This window comes from Streptosporangium sandarakinum, assembly GCF_050942225.1.
Taxonomy (GTDB): Bacteria; Actinomycetota; Actinomycetes; order Streptosporangiales; family Streptosporangiaceae; genus Streptosporangium; species Streptosporangium nondiastaticum.
Genome location: NZ_CP192034.1, coordinates 7459512 through 7474214, shown reverse-complemented (window position 1 = coordinate 7474214; position 14703 = coordinate 7459512). Strand labels below are relative to the sequence as shown.

Here is a 14703-nt window from a genome sequence, read left to right as displayed (position 1 = left end):
GGGTTCCCCCGGCGGTGGCCGTCACCGATGATCGGACCGACGGAGAGTCATCGACGGGAAGTCATCTGCGGAAAGCCGCCGGCGGAATCACCGGCGATCGGGCCGAGGAAAAGGAGCACGCTGATGGCGGTGGACGCTGGGGTACGGCGGCTGCTCGCGGACTCCGGGCAGGCGCGCACACGGGTGAGCCCCCGGACCGACCTGGTCACGGCGTTGCTCGGTGTCTGGTTCGGCGTCGGGCTGATGATCGACGCCTGGGCGCACAGCAACCTGGCCGAGCTGGAGACGTTCTTCACGCCCTGGCACGCGGCGTTCTACTCGGGGTTCGCGGCGGTGTCCGGGTGGATCATCTGGCAGGTCTACCGCAACGTGCGCGCCGGCCGGAGCGGCCTGGCCACGGTGCCGGACGGGTACCTCGCGGGGCTGCTCGCCATCCCGGGGTTCGCCGCCTTCGGGTTCGCCGACCTGACGTGGCACACGTTCCTGGGCATCGAGCAGACCGTCGACATCCTGTTCAGCCCCTCCCACCTGGGGCTGGTCGTGACGATGATGCTCATCATCACGAGCCCGCTCCGCTCGGCCTGGAACGCCCCGGACATCGGGGACCGGCCCCGGTTGTCGCGGCTGCTGCCCGCGCTGGTCGGACTCGGCTTCGGCGCCGCGCTGGTGTCGCTGTTCGTGTCGTACGGCAACGCCATGCAGTGGGGCGCGGAGAGCGTCGTCCGGGCCTTCTCCAGCGTGGACGACGGCGGCGTCGACCAACTGGCCGCATCGATGATCGTCACGAACGTGGTGCTGCTCGCCCCGGTGCTGTTCCTCCAGCGGAGATGGCAGCTGCCGTTCGGGAGCGTGACCGTGCTGTCCGCGGTGGGCGTCCTGATGCCGGGCGCGCAGACGTCCTTCGGCAACATGCCGATCCTGCTGACGTTCGTCGCCGCCGGACTGGCGGGCGACCTGCTGATCCGGTGGCTGCGTCCCTCCCGGGAGCGCCGGGCCGCCTACTGGGCCTTCGCCGGCCTGTCGGCGTTCGTCACCTGGTCCCTGTACATCGCGGTCGCGTCCCTGGTCGTGGGACGGCTGCCGGCCGTACCCGAGCTGTGGACCGGCGCGCCGATCGTGGCGGGTCTCGTCGGCCTCGCACTCGGCGCCCTGTTCCTCCCGAACGCCACACCCGCGGGGGCCGGTGGGTCCGGCGTCCGACAGGCATGATCCGGCTGCTCCGGTTGCTCTGCCTGGCCGTTCTGCTGGTGGTGGTGTCGGCGTCGCCCGCGGCGGCGCACGACGTCAGGGCGGGGGCGGACCTGCGGATCGCGCAGACGATCGCGGGCGCGGAGCTGACCCTCGTCATCAGGGCCACGACCCGGGTGCCGGGGCCGCTGCGCGTCGAGGTGATCGGCTTCCCCTCCGCCCCGGCGCTGGACCTGCGGCTCCGGTCGACGGCCGACGGGCGCGTCACGCACGGTACGGCGGCGCCGGGGCGCCCCGCGCAGTTCCGGGTCGAGGAGACCGGGCCGCACGAGCTGACCGTCGGAGCCGGGGGCGAGACCGCGGTGATCCCGTTCCGGGTCCTGGTGGACCGCGGCTCGGGATGGGAGTTCCTGATCTACGGCGGCCTGTTCGTGGCCGGTCTGCTTCTGGTGGGCGGCCTGCTCACCGGGGCGTTCAACCGGCGCGGCAGGCCGGCGTTCGTGGTGACCGCGGTCGCCGCCGCGGGGATCTCGGTCGCCGCGCTGATCGTGGTCCTCGAACCCTGGTTGCCCGCCGGGTCGCCGGACGGCGCCGAACCGCGGCCCACGGGCTCGGCGTTCGGCCGGCCGTACGTTCAGCGGGTGGTGACCACGGTCCCCGCCCACCCGGCCGCGGGCGAGGAGTTCACGACGCGCGTGGAACTGTTCGACGGGTCCACCGGACGGCCCGTCGACGACCTCGCCGTCCACCACGAGGCCATGGCCCACCTGGTGGTCACCAGCGAGGACGGCCGCTACTTCCGCCACGTCCATCCGCTGCGCACCGCGCCGGGACGCCTGGAGGTACGACTGCGCGCCGACCGCCCCGGCCGTTACCTCGCCTACGTCGAGCTGGAACGCACCGACTCGGGCGGCCAGCTCCTCACCGGCTCCTTCACGGTCGCCGGCCCGGCGAGGCCCACGACCTCGCCCGACCCGGACGGTCAGGACGCCGCGGCCGGGACGATCACGGTGACGCCCGCCGTACCGCGGGCGGGGCGGCCCGCCACCGTCGAAGTGGCCGTGAACGGAACGCCGCGGCCGTGGCTCGGGATGGCGGGTCACCTCATCGTGCGCGCCGAGGACGGTGAGTTCCTCGGCCACGTCCACGAGATGGGGACGCCCGGCAGCCGATTGCGCTTCACGTTCGGCTTCCCCGCGCCGGGCCGCTACTTCGCCTGGGCGCAGTACGCCACAGAGCGCGGCATCACCACCGTGCCCTTCACCGTGGAGGTCCCCCGATGATCCGGACGAAAGGCATGAAGGGGCTGGGAGGTCTGGTGCTCGCCGGGCTTCTGGCGGTCGTCGTGGTCGCGTTCGTCGTCGCCCGCACCTCGGGCGGGGACCCGGTGACCACGGCGGGCACCCGATACACCGTCACCGTCACCGCCGACCGGAACACGGTAGACGTACGGCTGGACAGGGGCGAGGCCGACACCGTCACCGTCGCCGCCGTGATGCCCGCCATGGGCCACGCGATGCCCGAGGTCACCGCCAGGAAAGCCGCCCCCGGCCACTTCGTCGCCGAGGGCGACCTGTTCTCCATGGGCGGCGGGTGGGAACTGTCCGTCCGCCTCGCCGGCCCTCCGGGCGAGGAGACCCTCACATTCACCACTCTCGTCGCCGATTAGCGCCATGCCTCGCCGTACCTCCCGGGAGAGGCCCGGCGATGCCGATCGCCTGATCCGAACCTGGCCTCTGTGGTGAAATACGCTGAATGGAGCGCGTGAGACAGTTGATAGGCGAGATGCTGGTCTGCTTCTTCGCGGTCCTCCTGCTGACCGGGGGCTTCCTGGCCTTCTTCCACGTGCCCGGCGACGAAATGATCCCCTACAGCGGCTCCTACGAGCCCCTTCGGGGCACTCCCATGAGCGAAGCCTACGCCTCGGCCCTGGACATCAGCCTCGACGTGCGCGGTGGCCTCCTCATCCGGCAACTGCACCACACCTCCTCGGTTCTGCTCGTCCTCGGGACGATCCTCTGGGCCCTGCTCGGCCGGTTCCGGTACGCCCTCGTGGCACTGGGCCTGGGTGCGCTCTCCGCGCTCTCCGGGTACGGGGCCGTCGACGACCTGCTGTCCGGAACCGTCCTCGGGAAGGTGCCCGTCCCCCTGTGGTACGGCCTGCACCTGCTGACGGCGCTGGCCGTGGGCGCGGTGCTGGTGGTCTCCTCGCGGAGGGAGGCCGCCCGGCGGCCCAGAACGCCGGCCCTCATCGCGCTGAGCATCGGCCTCGCCGTTCTGGCGGTCCTCTCCTTCTGACCGTCTCTCGCCGGGGCGAGGGAGGCTTCCGTCCACCCGCCTGGGCGATCAGCGGGGCTGGAACCTCCGAGAACAGGGACCGGAGAATTCTCACACCCTCCACTCGGGATGCGGGAACGGAGCACGGAGGGAGGAAGCGCTCTGGTCGTCGACCCGGGGCCGGGGGAGAAAGATGCGAAGGCCCTTTCCGCGCCATCAAGAAAAAGGCGCCGACCGATATCGATTACAGTTCGCACCCCAGGCGGTTTTCGGTGTTTTCGGAAACCGGGACGCCTCTCCCGGCCGTCGACGCCTCCGAATCACGCTCATCCACCCGTCCAAATTTGTGATCACCATCTGTGATCGCGGAGCAACTACCGGAGCGGTCTCGTTCATGGGACCCGAAGGCCGTTTTACTGACTTTTCCGGTAATCACTTCCCAGGCACCTTGGACGGTGATCTGTTCCGCCGGAGGGCATTTCGGGGAGCCCCGGCGGAGAATCGGACGGGACGCGCCGAAAAGTCAGGAGAGAAATGACCAGAACTCGTGTGGGAAGAACGTGGCCGCGGCGCCTGCGAACGGTGGCGGGAATTCTCGCGTTCGTCCTGCTCGCCGCCCTGACGCAGGCCGTACCGGCCGGGGCGACGGTCCTGAAGTGCGGCGACTCGATAGTGTCCGGCAGACCCCTGACCGTCACCCTCGACAACGACCTGAACTGCCCCTCGGGTTACGCCCTGACCATGAACTCGGACAACGCCTTCCTCGTGACCCTCGACCTCGCGGGCCACACCGTGGCGGGCAGCATCCTGGTGTACACCGCCTCCCGCGTGCTCGTGAAGAACGGGCGGCTCTCGGGACTCACCGCCTCCGACAGCACCACCGTGACCCTCACCGACGTGCGGGGGGTGAAACTGACCATCAGGAACCGGGCGACGGTGACCGCCAACGGAACGCCGAGCACCTGCGAGGTGGATTCCATCAACCTCACGCAGGCCCGCCTGACGGTGGACGACTGCACCCTGCACGGGGGCACCTTCTACCAAGGGACGCCGACCGTGAGGTCGAGCGTGGTGAGCAACGGCCGGCTGAGTTTCACCGAATCCGGCAACGGTCTGTTCACCGGAAACGTCTTCGACAACGCCCCGGTGGAGGTGGGCTGGGAGTCGGTCGACTTCATCTTCCGGAACAACGTCTTCAAGAACGCCGGAACGGCCCTCGACATGGGCGGCGTCGCGCGGGGTCCCTGGTCCTCGGGCACGGTCGAGAACAACGAGTTCAACGACAACTCCATCGGAATGCACGCCGCGCCGTACTTCGACACGATGACCGTGCGGAACAACACCTTCGCCCGCAACACGACGGTCGGCCTGTACATCGACAACCGGGTGACGCCCCGGCAGTCCTACCCGGTCTCCGACAACGTCTTCCTGGACAACGGGCAGGCCCCCAGCGGAGCCGTCGACCGCTGGGGCGACCTCCTCCAGGGCGGCCTGCACGTCGTGAACTCCAGCGTGGAGAACGGACCGCCCTACCTTCCCGCGATCACGCTCACCCGCAACACCGGCTCGGGCAACGCGGACTACCTCATCTGGGCGTCGTCGCGAGATGTGATCGACGGAGGCGGAAACCAGGGCCCCTGCAAGCCGGGCGACGTCAACCTGATCTGCTTCTGAGCTCCCGAGGCTCATCGCTTCCCAAAGGCCGCCGCACGAACCGCCGGAGCCCGCCCTCCGGCGGTTCCTCCCGGGGCCGTGGCCCCGCTCCACGTGGCCGATCCCTCATCCGCTCACGACAGTGAACATGAACGGACATCACCCATGAGTGGAGCCGATCAACGGGGGACCGTCCCGCCGATCACCACACCCGTCATGACCGCTCAGGCGGTTCTGGGCGTGGCACGCACACCCAGATGGACGTACGGCGAGCCGTCGGCGAGCTCGTAGAAGACGGCCGACACCCACTGCGGCTCCCCTTCCGGGCGGCCGACGAAGGTGGTGTCGTCCACCGGGACGAGGTCGAACTCCATGGGTGGCTGCATCCCGGCGAGGGCGCCGGTGGGCTCGTTGTGCAGGGAGAGCCGGCCGTCGCGAACCGACATCGTCATCCGGGCGCCCGCCCGTTCGTACACGCCGGCGTACCGCTCGACGTCGGTCTCGAACGGCTCGGCGGGAGGGCCGAGCACGGGCGGCACGGCCAGGCCCAGCAGCTCGTCGAAGAGCTCGGTGGCCAGGGCGCGCTGGAAGGCGGCGGTGTGGCCGCCGTTGGCCAGCACGCACACCACCGTCTCCGTCTCGGGGACCACCCAGAGCATGGCGGCCTGGCCGATGGTGTTCCCGCCGTGGGAGAGGACCCGGCGGCCCTGCCACTCGTCCAGGATCCAGCCGACGCCCCACTGTCTGCCCATGGTGTGCGGGTTGGGGATGTCCACCTGCGGCTCCCACATCGCCCGAGGGTCGGCGAGCAACTCGGCGCCCAGATGCGCGCGGGCGAACGCGACGACGTCGGCGGGCCGGGCGCAGATCAGCCCGGCCGGGCCGGCGGAGCGCATCAGGCCCCAGACGGGGGCGGGCCGGCCGTCCATGTGGCCCATCGCACCGCGGAAGCGCAGCACATCCTCCGGCAGGGTCCAGGTGTGGGTCAGGCCGAGCGGCTCGATGACCTGCTCGCGCAACGCGGCGTCCCAGACCTTCCCGGTGAGGCGCTCGATGACGCGCCCCGCGATGGTGAACCCGGAGTTGCAGTACGACTGGGTGGCGCCGAGCGGGTGGTTCTGCGCGAGGTCGGCGCACGCCCGCACGTACTTCTCCACGCAGTCGTCGCCGCGGCCCGTGTCGAGGAACAGGTCCCCGTCGATGCCGGAGGTGTGCGTGAGCAGATGCCGGATCGTGACGGTCCTGCTCACCTCGGGATCGGCGACCCGGAACTCCGGCAGCACCTCGGCGACCGCGGTGTCGAGCGTCAACTCGCCACGCTCGACGAGCAGCATGATCTGGGTCGCGGTCCACACCTTGGTGACCGAACCGATCTGGAAGAGGGAGTCGGTGGTCACGTCCACACCGGTGGCCGTGTTGAGCACGCCCGCGGCGAACTCGTGCACCTCACCCTCGTGCAGGAAGGCCAGGCCCGCACCGGGCACCTCGAAACGGGTGATCAGCTCGGCGAGACGGGCCCGCCATCGACCGGGATCCACTGCTGCAGCCACTCGACGATCCTTTCGTTGCAGTCCACCCGACGGTACGGGCGGCCGTTGAGGATGAACAGGCGGGAGCCACCCGGGTAACGGGCCGGCCGGACCGGCACGCCCCGCTCGCGCAGGGCGGCGAACCACTGCCCGGTCTGATCGTCATCCTCCTCGTGGAGGAGCAGCGCCAGCGCGGTCACCCGGCCGACGTGGGCCATGGGAGACCGCGCGGCGATGCCGCCGCGACATCCGTACGTCTTGAGGAAGTGACTTTCGTCCGAGGTGCCTGCCGCGCTGATCAGGTCGCTGAGGCCCCCGCCGGAGATGGCCGTGCGCATTGATGGCCGGCGGCATCAGGCCAACGCCAAGATTCTGAACGCCCTGGATCACTGAAGTCAGATCGACTGCCGCGGGAGCTGCTGGTCACCTGACCTCCGCCTGAGGGTGGGCAAAGACCTCTGATTGGCCCTCGCGAGTATCGCCAAGGCGCGCAAGATCTCGGGTCGCTGGTCGGGCTGCGTGCCTCGAAGAGCAACGATCGACACGATCGTGATCGTTAGCGTGGGCACGACGATCGCTACAGCCAACCAGGTGGTGAGAACCGAGAAAACCATGACCCATACCCCTCGTCCCTGGCTCTGATCGAGCAGGGCGCACAGGGCTCAGCTCGACCAGTAGACAACACTGGCAAGCTGAGTTCCCTGCCCTGGCTGGGTTCTCAGACGGGATTGTGAATCCCATACGGTTTTCCTCGGGGGACGGGCGTCCCGATGGCTGGAGGTCTCTCCCGCCCCTGATACAGGGGCCAACGACGCCGGGAATGCGTATCTTCGGAATTACCAGGGTCTCCGAAGATCCGCCCGTGATGACGACATCGCCGCGAAGGGATACTCCCCTCCTTCTGCTGCCGCCAGTGTGCGACGTGTTCCTGCGAATCGTCAACCGTTGAACATGCTGCTCGTCGGCCGCGACTGAGATCCGGACCTCGGCTGGTTCCCTGAGCTGACGGTTCGAGGCGTCCCTGTCCAGCTCAACCTGGCCGGACAGCTCAAAGATCATCCCGTGAACGGATCGCGACCAGTGAGTCGGAGCTGCATCCGGTGGCCTGTGGCTGCACAGGGGCGCACGTCGCACCTAGGGAGAACCCCAGGTCAGGCAGTGGACGCCAAGGCCAAGATGGTGCCCCCGGCATGATTCGAACATGCGACACCCGCTTTAGGAGAGCGCGGACGGTACTGCTTGCTCACCAAGATTGACCTGCAAAAACACCCTGCGCGGCACTCGCCGTTTGTATGATCATCCCGCGTATGTCCCGCGCCCGCCGAGACGGCCACACGAGGCCTCCAAGCGGTTCTCGAAACGCACCTGAGCTTCCGTCGATGCCGGAACACTCGGGACCGGACGCGAGGGGCCAATCCATCAAGGACGTGGATCTACGATGCGGAGCATCTCGATGAAGCCCTCGACCCTCGTGAGGGTCTCTCCGTCCAGTGGATCGGGAGCGAAGTGCATAAGCTCGTTACGAACATTCTGGATGAGTTTCAGCAGGTCGAGGAAGAGCTTATGGTCGAGTGGCCATTCCAGACGGTCCCAGTGCGGGGGAGGCGCGAGCAGATACTTGTACGCCCCAAGCATCAGGTCGTTCGCTGAGCTGACCTTGGCGGCCAGGTGTTTAGGCGCGGCCTGTCGGAGTTCATCGACAGTGAAGACCTCGTTCGCACGCCTCCGCAGTCGCCGCTCGGCCTCCTCCACCAGGACGAAGGGCCGGGCCAGATGGCCGAACTGCTGTGTCAGGTCGGCCGCGGTGATGATCCCGATCACCTTCTTGTCCGAGTCACAGACAAAGACGTACCCCTTTTCGTAGATCTCGGTCACCTGGCTCAGCAGGTCTTCATGATGATCGACGGAGCGGACGGTCCGATCGACCACGTCGGAGACGGTGAAGAGTTCCTGCTTCCGCATTGAGGCTTTGCCGATGGACTCCCAGCTCACCGCTCCGCGCAGTGTCCCATTCTCGTCAACCACGGCGAGCTGTGAGTACTTACCGCTCAGCATCTTGGTGTGGGCGATGCTTAGCTTATCCTCCAAATGAACGGAGGCCACACCTTTGTTCGCGGACTCCAGGACGCCGACCTGCAAGGTGATTGCGGGCAGATCCGGGGCATCCTCGACATCGGGCTGCAATGACTGGCTGAGAACCTGGGCCGTACTGTCGGGTTCTTCGCCAACAGGGAGGAGTTCGATAACGTTGTCGAACCATCCTTCGGTAAACGATGGCCGCGTCGTCACCCCCTTGGCGACAAGGTCCGCCTCGATGCGGGCCACTGATTCGGATGTACGACGGGTGACCCCCCATCGCTTGAGAAACTCGCGGATGGTGAGCCGGATGGGATCCCCTGTACTGTTGGCGATCACTCCGTCAAGAAGCTCATGCGGGGTAGCGAAGCCTTCCAGCATGGCCATCTCGTCCGACGTAGGACCAGGGTCAACGCCGTTCTCAGCGAGATGAGCGATTCGGCGGGGAGCGCCGAAGCGGCTGAGAGCGCAGACCGTCAACAGGGAACTCATGCTGTTGCGTAGGTCTTGCTCGATGGCGTTTTTAGGGATGTCCGTACGCAGCCATTCCACCGGTCGTACCTGGCGGAAACCGGGATCGGCGTCGCTCTGGTAGTGGTATGGCCCGGTGACCCGTCCCACGGCAACGGCCGTCCGTGTCTTCAATGGGCACACGATAAGGTCACCTTCACGGATTTCGTGAAGGAACCGCCATAACTGTCCCGTCCAGTTGGACAGAGTTGCTTTTCCCTCGCTGGGGTAGTTCTCCTTGACTATCGCTGCGATATCGGTCCGGCTCTCGCAGGCGCTAAGATCACCCAACTTCGACCAGCCCAAGATTGCTCGCCCCTCGTCCAAGGCGATGTTTTCTCGCTGCCCGGTCTCGCCGAGTCGGACCAGCCATGCCCGTGAGGTCATCGACATCCGCTCCCTTTAATCAATGGTGCAGAGGCGTGGTCGCTCAGTGACGCAGAGCAGCCTACGGGTGATTCGGAGGCCGCTCTGCGCCCAGGGACTACGTGCCAACTAGCTGCATGAGCTGGCTGTAGTCGCTGACAACGTCGTACGTGACGTTCCCGTCGTTTTTGTGGTTCAGTTCAGCGAAGAACTTGCGAGCACACTCGATCTTGGCTTTCTCGATGCCGCGGAGTTGCATCGAGGACAATGAGCCCTTGGTCTCCGCAACGAAGTAAACGTGCTTGACGGTGCCCTCATTGAACGCGATGGCCCAGTCCGGGTTGTAATCACCGACCGGGGTCGGGATGAAGAAGCCGCGAGGCAGCTTGGCGTACACAACGACCTCGTTGCTGGCGTCCAGTTCGGTCACGAACGCGCGCTCGACCTTGGAGTCGGTCACCACGTAGTCGTAGATGTGCTTCTTCAGCTTCTCTCCGACCTTGGTGAAGTCCTGCTTGGTCTGGTTCTCGGTAAAGATCGCCGTGTCGTGCCGCTCAGCAAGGGTGTCGTAGGTCAGGTGCTCTATGACGACGGCGGCCTTCTGTTCGTTAATCAGACGCGCACCCTCGGCGATGAACTGTTCAGGGTTCTGCCGGTACTTCGCGAAGGTCGTCGGCTTGATGCGGCTGAGGATCGCGCCGGCTGTTCGCCGCGTGAGCTGGGTCTTTTCGGCGATCTCACCGAGCAGGTCGTATTCTACCTGCGACGACGCCGAAACGGTCTCCGTGTGCGTGCTCGTGGAACTCACCGCAAACCCTTCCCCGGCCGCCAGCTCGTCGGCATCGAGCGCTGCTCGCTGCTGGCCTGACTGAACGACGTACTGCATCGCAGCGACGTTCAGATGGGCGTCGAGGGCAGTCACGCACTTGCCGATCAGCTCCGTCGAATCGAACTCGACCTGGTAGACCGCTTTGTGGTTGATGCGGGCCCACAGCTCCTTGAACTCCTTCTTGGCGAAGTTCTCTTCGTTCAGTGGGATCCGCTTCGGCTTGCGTCCGTCGGTGATGAAGTCGACGTTCAGGTAGAGCGCGTCGACGAGCGGCCAGACGAAGTCGATGACGGGCTTGAGCACATCCGACGTCGGTTCGGCAAGGGTGCCCGCGTCACGTGCCGCCTTGTAAGCGTCGGAGATGGTGTCGTCGTCATTAATGTAGTCGTTCTTGACGAGATACTTGTACAAGGCGTTCGCCAGCGTTTCCTCGACGACGCTTTCTCCGGACTCGGTGGTGAACGTCTTGCCGACGAAATAATTGACGCTCGCCTTGCGGGGACGCGCGGTGAGAGACTCGCTGATCTCCTTCTGAAGCCCGGCGACGAAGTCGGTGTAGGATTCGTCGGTTACGACGGTGAGCTCGTTGATGTCGTGCACGGTCACCGGGTTGTCCATCCGCTCGCCGTGTTGGTCGACGGCAAGGCGCAGGCCGCGGCCGATCTCCTGTCGGCGGGAGGCCGTGTTGTCGCTCTTCTTGAGCATCCCCATGACGAACACGTTGGGGTTGTCCCATCCCTCTCGCAGAGCGGAGTGGGAGAAGATGAACCGCACTGGCTCGGCGAACGACAGCAAGCGCTCTTTATCGCGCAGGATCAGGTCGTAGGCATCGACATCGATGGACTGCCCCTTCTCGTCGCCGGTCTTCTTCACCTCGCCGTCGACCTGGCGCTTGGTCTTCTTGTCGATCGAGAAGTACCCCTGGTGGGTCGCCTCGACCGCGATTGCCTCGAGGTGGCGTCGGTACACCTCGGTGTCCTCGTCGAGGGCCAACTGGCTGAGTTCGTCGGCTACCAGCTGCTGGTACTCCTCAACGAACACGCGTGCGTAGTCGCCGAGAGTGTCCTCGCGGTCGTAGTCGCGGTACTTGGCGACCTCGTCGATGAAAAACAGCGACAGCACCTTGATGCCCTGGGAGAAGAGCTCGCGCTCTTTGTCCAGGTGGGCACGGATGACTTCGCGGATCTGGATACGCCGTTTGGCCTCCTCGGTCACGTCCGCAGTAACCTGGCCGGCGATCACGATGTCGCCGTTGCTCAGCTCGATCACGTCGCGGTTGGCGTCGATATCGGTGATGAACAAGCCCTTGTACGCTTCGATGCCGCCAGAGACGTCGTGGAGGTTCGCTCCCTGGTCGAGCCGCTTGACCTGTCGTTTGATCCCCGACTTCGTCTGCACCTCCAGTTCGACCCGAGCACGCGGCTTGGCGCCCTTGGCGATCTCGATGGCGTCCAGGTATAGGTAGGCGCTGCTGCCGGCTAGACCCTTTACGGTGATGCCGCGCACCGAGATCTTCTTTACAAGCTTCTGGTTGTATGCGTCGAGGGCGTCGAGCCGGTAGACCTTGTTGTGCTCCACCTTGTGGGTGGCCGAGTACCGGAGCACCATCAGAGCGTTAAACCGCGACAGCGCCTCCAGCGACTTGACTGCTCCAATTTTCTGTGGTTCATCGATAATAACGATCGGACGGTTCGCGCTGATCACGTCGATCGGCCGACGCGACTGGAAGTCGTCCAGTACGTCATAGATACGCCGGTTGTCCTTGCCTGTGGCATTGAACGCCTGAATGTTGATAATCATCACCTGCACACCGGCGTCGGAGCTAAATCGTTCCAGCTCGTGCAACTGTGACGAGTTGTAGATGAAGGAGCGCGGTTTGGTGCCGTAGATCTTCTGGAAGTGCTCCGCGGTGATGTCGAACGACTTCTTCACACCCTCGCGAATCGCCACGCTCGGGACCACGACGATGAACTTCGACCAGCCGTAGCGCTTTTTTAGCTCCATGATGGTCTTGATGTAGACGTAGGTCTTACCAGTCCCCGTCTCCATCTCGATGTCGAGATTCGGTGTGTTCGGGGTCGACGCAGCCTTGCTCGGAACGAGCGCTTTCGACAGCGGTAAGTTCCGACTCTGCTGCACGGACTGGATGTTCTCCAGCAATCGGGCAGAGCTTAGTGTAATCTCTGCGTTCCGCAGCCCCGAGTCCGACGTTTCAGGAAACTCAAGCGTCGGCTGAACAGATTTCGCACGACGGCCAGGATCGATCCGATAGGACACGCCAGCGTCACGCTGCTGACCAGCGAAGCAGCCGACGACCGCGTCCACGGCCTCGGTCTGGTACTGCTGAATCTTGAACTGGAGCTTCATCGGGCTCAAATCGCCTTCACATCAGTCGCGGGCGAAACCTCCTTGAACACCTGTTCGACGTTGATGCGGTCAGCGTCCGTAGCGAAACCCGAGTCGCGGAAGACCACACGCAACGGCTCCCTGCTCGCAACCTCGCGCACGGCGGCAGGACTCACCTCGGTGTCGAAGCACGCGATCAGAGCGCCGTCCTCGACGACAAATGCCTCGTAACCGTCAATTTGCTCGATGATGATCGGCATCGTCAACTCGAGCCCCCAATCCAGAAGCACCTGGAACAAAAGATCCTCGCCCGTGCGGTCAGGCTTCACGCTGTCCACGTAGAGGTCCAGTTCGCTCTGACCAAGCGCATCGGGGGTGCGCAAGACGTCCGTTAGGTTCGTGGAGTCAACCCGCAGTACGCGGAAACCCAAGTCAAGCTCTTGTGAAACAAGGCCAGCGTCCTCAGCGACTCTCCGCGCACAACGACGAATTCGTTCTTTCGAGAGATCAGCGATGTTGGCGTAGCCAGCCTTGGCCGCCTCCGATCCCGGCGCGCACGGCTCAGCGAGCTGGACCATGATGAAGCGACGGTCGCCTCCGTCGTTGGCATTGCTTCGCAAGACTGCTTGAGCGGTGGTAGAAGCACCGGCGAAGAAGTCGAGCACGAGGTCATCGTCGGCAGTGACTTGCGCACATAGTTGTTCGATCAGGGCGACCGGCTTGGGGAAGTCAAAGACCTTCGCCCCGAGCAAGTCTCGGACATCGCGTGTGGCCATGTAGTTAAAGCCAATGTCTTCTGAACTCAGCCAGGTTGAGAATCCAGTCACGTTGGACTGAAGCTCTCGCAGGAACTTCTTCTCCCGTGGGCGACCGTCTGGTGACGAGGGCCAGAGGATTCGACCCTCACATATCAGTCGCTCTACAGTTTCGCGACTTTTCGCCCATCCGCGGCTTGGGCTCGGCGGGTAGCTCAATCCTGTTACAGGGTTGACAATGTCATAGTGAAGGTTGGGGCGAGCATCTGCACTTGCCAAGCCTGTGAGATTTTCGCTAGTCCACGGTCCCCGTGGGTCATTATCCGGGTTCTTGTACTTGGACTCGTCGATGTTGCGACCTCGGAATCTGGCTGCTTGCGTCCGGCCGTATATCAATACGTACTCGTGATCCACGGAGATACGACTGTAGTTCCGACTGTCCGATGTCGGGCGCCGCCGCCAGGTGAGGACGCCAAGGAAGGAGGCGGAGCCCAGCACCTCATCGCACAGCAATCGAAGGCCAGCGACCTCATTGTCATCGATGCTTATTGCGATCACGCCATCTTCGGCCAGCAGGTTCCGCGCGAGCTTAAGTCGCGGGTACATCATGCTGAGCCAGTCAGAATGGAACCTCCCATTGGACTCCGTGTTGGCTACGAGCCGGTTCCCCGAGTCGTCGACCTGACCAGACTTTGCTAGGTATTCCTCGGTCGACTCAGCGAAGTCATCGTCATATACGAAGTCATTGCCGGTGTTGTAGGGTGGATCGATATAGATGAGCTTGACCTTACCGAGGTAGGACTCCTGGAGGAGCTTGAGGGCGTCGAGGTTGTCTCCTTCGATGAAGAGGTTTTGGGTGGTATCGAAGTCAACGGACTCCTCGCGGACGGGACGCAGCGTCTTGGCGATCGGCGCGTTCGCCGCGAAGAGTGCCTCGCGCTTGCCCGGCCAGTCGAGCTGGTAGCGCTCCTGCGGACCTTCGATCACATGGTCTGACAGCTCCTGGCGAAGCAGGTCGAAGTCGATGACCTTCTTGGGGTTTCCCTCTTTATCAAGGCCCTCAGTGATAACCGTCGGGAACAGGCCGGCGATCTTGTCGATATTCTGTTCGGTCAGGTCAGGCGAATGCATCCTCAGCTTCTCCATGGGGCGTCCTCAGTCGTCGGTGCTGCAG

The 14703-nt window shown here is 64.8% G+C and carries 10 protein-coding genes and 1 tRNA gene; 5 read left to right on the top strand and 6 right to left on the bottom strand.

All coding sequences use genetic code 11. The annotated features are described in order from the left end of the window. Window positions 1-123 precede the first annotated feature (123 nt). From ACQP10_RS34255 to ACQP10_RS34235, 5 genes are all read left to right on the top strand, one after another. On the top strand, window positions 124-1209 hold the full coding sequence (locus tag ACQP10_RS34255) for a hypothetical protein (RefSeq protein ID WP_433540402.1): 1086 nt from the start codon (window positions 124-126) through the stop codon (window positions 1207-1209). Continuing rightward, window positions 1206-2471, top strand: a complete 1266-nt coding sequence (locus ACQP10_RS34250) for a hypothetical protein (protein ID WP_433540401.1) — start codon at window positions 1206-1208, stop codon at window positions 2469-2471. Before ACQP10_RS34255 ends, ACQP10_RS34250 begins: the two co-directional genes overlap by 4 nt. After that, a complete protein-coding gene (locus ACQP10_RS34245; protein WP_433540400.1) occupies window positions 2468-2857 on the top strand; it encodes a hypothetical protein in 390 nt (129 codons plus the stop codon). Before ACQP10_RS34250 ends, ACQP10_RS34245 begins: the two co-directional genes overlap by 4 nt. A gap of 95 nt (window positions 2858-2952) precedes the next feature. Beyond that, the gene (locus ACQP10_RS34240) at window positions 2953-3486 is read left to right on the top strand and encodes a hypothetical protein (protein ID WP_433540399.1); all 534 of its coding nucleotides are present in this window, start codon (window positions 2953-2955) and stop codon (window positions 3484-3486) included. A 561-nt stretch (window positions 3487-4047) separates the two neighbouring features. Further along, complete coding sequence (locus ACQP10_RS34235) at window positions 4048-5139, top strand: right-handed parallel beta-helix repeat-containing protein (RefSeq protein WP_399501444.1); 1092 nt, start codon at window positions 4048-4050, stop codon at window positions 5137-5139. A gap of 203 nt (window positions 5140-5342) precedes the next feature. Here the strand turns inward: ACQP10_RS34235 and ACQP10_RS34230 are convergent, their stop codons facing one another. The 6 genes from ACQP10_RS34230 to ACQP10_RS34205 all read right to left on the bottom strand — a co-directional run bounded on the left by ACQP10_RS34230 (window position 5343) and on the right by ACQP10_RS34205 (window position 14675). After that, entirely contained in the window at window positions 5343-6668 is a 1326-nt protein-coding gene (locus ACQP10_RS34230; RefSeq protein WP_399501443.1) for a serine hydrolase, read from the bottom strand. Further along, window positions 6617-6985 (bottom strand): alpha/beta hydrolase family protein, encoded by a 369-nt coding sequence (locus ACQP10_RS34225; protein WP_433540398.1) that lies wholly within the window; start codon window positions 6983-6985, stop codon window positions 6617-6619. The genes ACQP10_RS34230 and ACQP10_RS34225 overlap by 52 nt, the downstream gene beginning before the upstream one ends. Before the next feature lie 839 nt (window positions 6986-7824). Continuing rightward, window positions 7825-7906 (bottom strand) — tRNA-Arg (locus ACQP10_RS34220). Window positions 7907-8066: 160 nt separating this feature from the next. After that, on the bottom strand, window positions 8067-9620 hold the full coding sequence (locus ACQP10_RS34215) for a CBS domain-containing protein (protein ID WP_433540397.1): 1554 nt from the start codon (window positions 9618-9620) through the stop codon (window positions 8067-8069). A 97-nt stretch (window positions 9621-9717) separates the two neighbouring features. Further along, window positions 9718-12795 carry a type III restriction-modification system endonuclease gene (locus ACQP10_RS34210; protein WP_433540396.1) on the bottom strand — a complete coding sequence of 1026 codons (3078 nt, stop codon included), beginning with the start codon at window positions 12793-12795 and terminating at the stop codon, window positions 9718-9720. 5 nt (window positions 12796-12800) lie between these two features. Next, window positions 12801-14675, bottom strand: a complete 1875-nt coding sequence (locus ACQP10_RS34205) for a site-specific DNA-methyltransferase (RefSeq protein ID WP_433540395.1) — start codon at window positions 14673-14675, stop codon at window positions 12801-12803. Window positions 14676-14703: the final 28 nt, after the last annotated feature.